At 65.5% G+C, this 5,129-nt stretch carries 5 protein-coding genes; 3 read left to right on the top strand and 2 right to left on the bottom strand.

The features are described from left to right. Positions 1-1,555: cytochrome P450 (locus Y705_RS18800; protein ID WP_155850009.1), on the bottom strand; the 1,555-nt coding region annotated here is incomplete at its 3' end. Positions 1,556-1,820: 265 nt separating this feature from the next. Between Y705_RS18800 and gdhA the strand changes: the two genes are divergently transcribed. Both gdhA and Y705_RS22575 read left to right on the top strand, forming a co-directional pair. Continuing rightward, entirely contained in the window at positions 1,821-3,161 is a 1,341-nt protein-coding gene (gene gdhA, locus Y705_RS0109580; RefSeq protein WP_026532701.1) for an NADP-specific glutamate dehydrogenase, read from the top strand. Between the two features lie 92 nt (positions 3,162-3,253). Then, complete coding sequence (locus Y705_RS22575; RefSeq protein ID WP_173401068.1) at positions 3,254-3,430, top strand: hypothetical protein; 177 nt, start codon at positions 3,254-3,256, stop codon at positions 3,428-3,430. A 24-nt stretch (positions 3,431-3,454) separates the two neighbouring features. On the opposite strand, the gene Y705_RS0109570 is transcribed toward Y705_RS22575, so the two are convergent. Further along, positions 3,455-4,663: an MFS transporter gene (locus Y705_RS0109570; protein WP_026532700.1), complete on the bottom strand. Its 1,209-nt coding sequence runs from the start codon at positions 4,661-4,663 to the stop codon at positions 3,455-3,457. Between the two features lie 164 nt (positions 4,664-4,827). On the opposite strand from Y705_RS0109570, the gene Y705_RS22570 reads away from it, so the two are divergent. Then, entirely contained in the window at positions 4,828-4,983 is a 156-nt protein-coding gene (locus Y705_RS22570) for a hypothetical protein (RefSeq protein ID WP_173401067.1), read from the top strand. Positions 4,984-5,129: the final 146 nt, after the last annotated feature.

Raw genomic sequence — 5,129 nt, 5'->3', positions numbered from 1 at the left:
CGGAATCGGCGGCGATCCGGTGGGCGAACGCCTTCGCGGAACCGGAGTTGGAGCCGTACAGGACCGTGAGTGGGGCGCTGGTTCCTGACGCCGGGACGGGAGCAGGCGCCAGCGCCGGTTGCGGGTCGGTAGTACTGCTGTTGGGTTCGACGGCCCGGCGGGCTGCGTGGATGAACATCTCCGCAGGCTTGAGGGTGAGGGTCTCCCTGATTTTCAGGTGGTAGTCCGGGTTCGCCAGGGAGAGATCGAAGCGTTGCAGCAGCATGGCGAGGAACAGTTGCGCTTCCTGCAACGCGAATCCGCGGCCGATACACGAGTGCTGTCCGTTGCCGAACGGCTTCCACGCATTGGGCGGTCGGTTCCTGACGTTCTCGAAGGAAAAATGACCGGGATCGAATGTCTCCGCGGCGTCTCCCCATACCGCGGCATCCCGGTGCAGGGTGGGTAAAAGCACCAGGATCTCATCCTCCCGACGGATCCGGTACTGCCCACCGAGGACGGTTTCCTCGCTGCGGCAGTGGACGGCGAAGGCAGGGGCCGTAGGCCACAGACGCAGGGTTTCCTTGAGAACCTGATCGAGGTAGGTCAACCGCGGAAGGTGCTCAAGTGCCGGGCGATTCCGCCCCAGGACCTCGTCCACCTCCGCCTGGGCCCGAGCCCTGACCGCCGGGTTCCTGAGCAGTTCATAGATGGCGAACGTCAGGAGACCGCTTGTTGTCTCATGCCCTGCGATAAGGAAGGTGACCATCTGGTAGCGCACGTTCTCCTTAGACAGCCGCTCCCCCGTCACCGGATCAGCTGCCTCGAGCATCGTGCCGAGGATGTCCGTGGCACCCTCCGGGAGCGGAGACTTCAACCTCTGGTCGATGAGGCGGTCTGCGACGTCGTGCATGAACCGGATGTCCGTGCCGTACTGCCGCTGTGTCAGGAGCATGAGCCGGGTCTGGACCGGCACCCGACGCATCCGCGCCCCCGCCTCCTCGAGCGCGCGCACCATGGCCTCGACGAACGGGTTCATCCCCTCCGTGTAGAAGCTGTTGAACCGGTAGCTGAACGAGCACAGCGCAATGGTGTCGAGGGTAAGGCGCGTTGTGTCATGAGCGACGTCGAACCGGGACGACTCCCCCAGCCGTTCCCACTTCAGCAGCAGCTGATCTGCGATGTCGGCCATCCCGTCGAACATCCCCTGCAGCGCTTCCGGACCGAAGGCGGGCATGAGGACGCGGTGCGCCTTGCCCCAGTTCGCCTCCTCAGTGCGTGCCGTGAACAAGCCGTCCCCGGCGAAGTCTTTCGCGTGCCGCAGGGCCTCGTGCACCGCCTTGTCGAACCGTTCCTCGTCGCACAGTTCATCGGCCAACCGCTGGGAGGACACCAGGATGGTCCGCCCATTCCGGCCGGGCAGGTTCACCGCGAAGATCTCGCCGTACCGTCCGGCCAACCTCATGAAACCCTGGGCCAGGCCGTGAGGGTCGATCTGGTCGAGGTTCCCGATCAGCGGTTTCGGGTGCGGACCGGGGATCGGTGAAACGCCGTCGTATCCGCGGGTGGAAGCCACGTCGTTTCCCTTATCTCTCGGCCCGGCAGCGAGTGCTTCGCTCCGTGATCACCGCCGGATTCGCCAGGGAATTCGCCGGCGTGGTGGTGTCGGCGGGACGGCCGCGATGAAAGTGCATCCACGCTACTTGCCGTACCCGAGCGGCGCAACAGCTTTTTCCACCCCGATCGCCCGATTTCCGCAACACTTTGACATCGGCTGACGGGTTCGAGAGCCTGAATCGGAGAACTGATGGAAAGTACATCAACTGCTACTGAGGAGTTCCATGGACCCGGCCCTGTTTTCCATCCGTGACGAGGTATTCCGACGCAACCCCGGCGAGAGCGAGTTCCACCAGGCCGTGGTCGAAGTCTTCGATTCGCTGGGCCCTGTGCTGAAGAAGCACCCGGAGTTCGTTGACGCCGCCGTCCTGGAGCGGATCTGCGAACCGGAGAGGCAGATCATTTTCCGCGTCCCCTGGGTGGACGACTCGGGCACCGTCCAGATCAATCGTGGGTTCCGCGTCGAATTCAACTCCGCACTCGGCCCGTACAAGGGCGGCCTGCGTTTCCACCCCTCGGTGTACCTGGGGATCGTGAAGTTCCTCGGTTTCGAGCAGCTCTTCAAGAACGCGCTGACCGGCATGCCGATCGGCGGAGGCAAGGGCGGTTCGGACTTCGATCCCCGAGGCAAATCCAACGCCGAGGTGATGCGGTTCTGCCAGTCCTTCATGACCGAGCTCTACCGACATATTGGCGAGTACACCGATGTGCCGGCCGGTGACATCGGTGTCGGCGGCCGGGAGATCGGATACCTGTTCGGTCAGTACAAGCGGATCACCAATCGGTACGAATCCGGCGTGCTCACCGGCAAAGGTGTCAGCTGGGGCGGCTCCCTCGTCCGCCCGGAGGCCACTGGGTACGGAACCGTACTTTTCGCCAGGGAGATGCTGAGGGCCAGGGGCCTGGACTTCGAGGGCCAGCGGGTGATCGTCTCCGGCTCGGGAAATGTCGCCGTTCATGCCATCGCCAAGGCCCAGCAGTTCGGGGCGACCGTGGTCGCGTGTTCCGATTCCTCCGGGTACATCGTCGATGAGTCCGGTATCGATGTGGAGCTGCTGCGCCAGTTGAAGGAGAACGAGCGCGGCCGGATCTCCGAGTATGTCGACAGGCGGGGCTCCGGCGCCCATTTCGTTGCCGGTGGGTCCATCTGGGACGTGGGGGGAACGGTTGCCCTGCCGTGTGCCACGCAGAACGAGCTGGACGAGTCAGCTGCCGGTGCGCTCATCACCTCCGGGGTGCTGGCGGTAGCCGAGGGAGCGAACATGCCATGCACCCCCTCGGCCGTCGAGGCCTTCCAGCAGGCCGACGTCCTCTTCGGCCCGGGCAAGGCGGCCAATGCGGGCGGCGTTGCCACGTCGGCCCTGGAGATGCAGCAGAACGCGAGCAGGGATTCCTGGACCTTCGAACACACCGAGCAGCGCCTGACTGAGATCATGGTCGGCATCCATGACCGGTGCGCAGCGACAGCTGACGAATACGGCGTTCCGGGAAACTACGTCGCCGGCGCGAATATCAGCGGTTTCGTCAAGGTGGCGGACGCCATGCTCGCGCTCGGCGTCATCTAGCGGGCACGGCAGGTTCGAAATTCCACGGAGTCAGGCAGCACGGAGTCTAGAGTGATCGGTACACGCGCCAATCAGCACGAGAGGACCCCCCGATGAATACGCCGGACAAATCGAGGAACAACGAGCACGAACAGGGAACGGGACCCGAGGGCACCATTCCGGACACCGAGAACGGCATCGGAGCCACCACGACGGATGAACCGTCGAACTTCGAGCCCGAGGAGGACGAGCCGAAGGACGACGACGGCGGCGCCGGGAATCACGCGTAGAACGGAAGCCGGCAGGGTGGGAACCTAGGGCCGCACGTCCTGAATCAGCCGATCCCGCCCCGAGAGTACGGCGGTGAGGCACAGGATCACCATGCTGCCGGCGGTCACGGCGAGGGGCAGGGTCCACCCACCGCTCCAATCCCGGAGCGCCCCGAACGCCACCGGGCCCGCCGCCCCCAGTGCGTATCCGACCGACTGGGCCATCCCCGAAAGTGCCGCGGCCTGGGAATGGTGGACAGTGCGGAGACTGAACAGCGACAGGGCGACGACGATCAGGCTGCCGCAGCCCACGGCACCCGTGACCACCCACACCATGGTGAGCCCTGGTGCCACAGCCAGCCCTGAATAGGTGATGAGGGCGAGCACGCTGCCCGCCAACGCGATGAGACGCTGGTCGGGAAGCCTGTGCAGGAGGGCACCCGTGGCGAGGCTGGCACCCACGCTCACGAGCAGGAAGATCGACAGGTGTGTTCCGGCCGCTGCCTCGGACACTCCCTGCGACTGTTCAATACTGGGAAGCCAGGCCATCAGCACGTAGAACGCGACGGACTGCAGTCCCATGAAGAAGGTGACCTGCCACCCGAGCACCGATCTCCAGGGCGAAAGATAGGGCACCCGGTGCTGTTCGGGCGCCTGACGTTGTCTGCCGTGCCGCAGCAGGCGTGGCAATAGTGCCGCTACCGCGATCAGGGCGAGTCCGGCCCAGATGCCGAGGGCAACCCTCCAGCCCGCCTGCGGCACCTGGGCGATGGGCACCACGAGGGCCGCACCGAAGGCTGCCGCCGCGGCCTGGGCCGCCGTGTAGCTCCCGGTCACCTGGCTGACCCGTCCCGGAAAGTCCCGCTTCACGAGGGACGGCACCAGGACATTGAGGAAGGCGATGGCGACCCCGATGAGACCTGTTCCTACCCAGATCAGCCCCGTCAGGGGTACCGAACGAAGGACGATTCCCGCCGTGAGCAGCAGCAGGGAGGCCCACAGCGCCCGGTCGAGGCCGAGCCGTGAAGCGAAGACGGGTGCGACGGGTGAAAAGACCGCGAAGGCGATCAGCGGCAATCCGGTGAGGAATCCGGCGCCGGCACTGGACAGTCCCAGATCGGTGCTGATGTCGTTCAGCAGGGGACCGACGCTGACGAAGGAGACCCGCAGGTTCACGGCGATCAGCATCACGCCCGCAAAGGCCAGACCCAGACGGGCACCGCGTCCGGCGTTCACCTCAGTAGCAGCAGACATTCCATCCTCTTCACGGCGGGCGAACGGGGAAGTCGGGCGAGGGGCACCGCGCCCGGTCCTGTCGTCCGGAGTCGGCACGACCGGGGAATCCGTTGCGTGCACGTAAGCATCGAGCCTACAGTGGGCCGGAAACGGTTTCAGCACTACTCCCGGAGGGAAAAGACATGAACAAGAAGAATGAAGGCCAGGAAGCTGTCCCCCGCCACCATACCGAGGCGCCCGCCGAGGGCGACCGCACGGCCGACCCGGCGGACACCGGCGTTCACGCCCAGGACCCCGCCGAGGGACCCGACACCGGGGACAAGACACCCGATCAGTAGGGTTCCCGGTGGCAGGCCCCAGAAGGATCGCCACCGGCGCCGGTCGCGGCAGGCGCGCACGGTAGCCTAGAAAGCGATGAACGCAGATGAAGACCTCCCGGCAGCCACACCAGCAGAAACCATCCCAGGCGCCGCCGCCCTCGGCG

The sequence above is a fragment of the Arthrobacter sp. H41 genome (assembly GCF_000520535.1).
Classification (GTDB): Bacteria; Actinomycetota; Actinomycetes; order Actinomycetales; family Micrococcaceae; genus Arthrobacter_D.
This window is presented reverse-complemented; position numbering and strand designations above follow the sequence as displayed.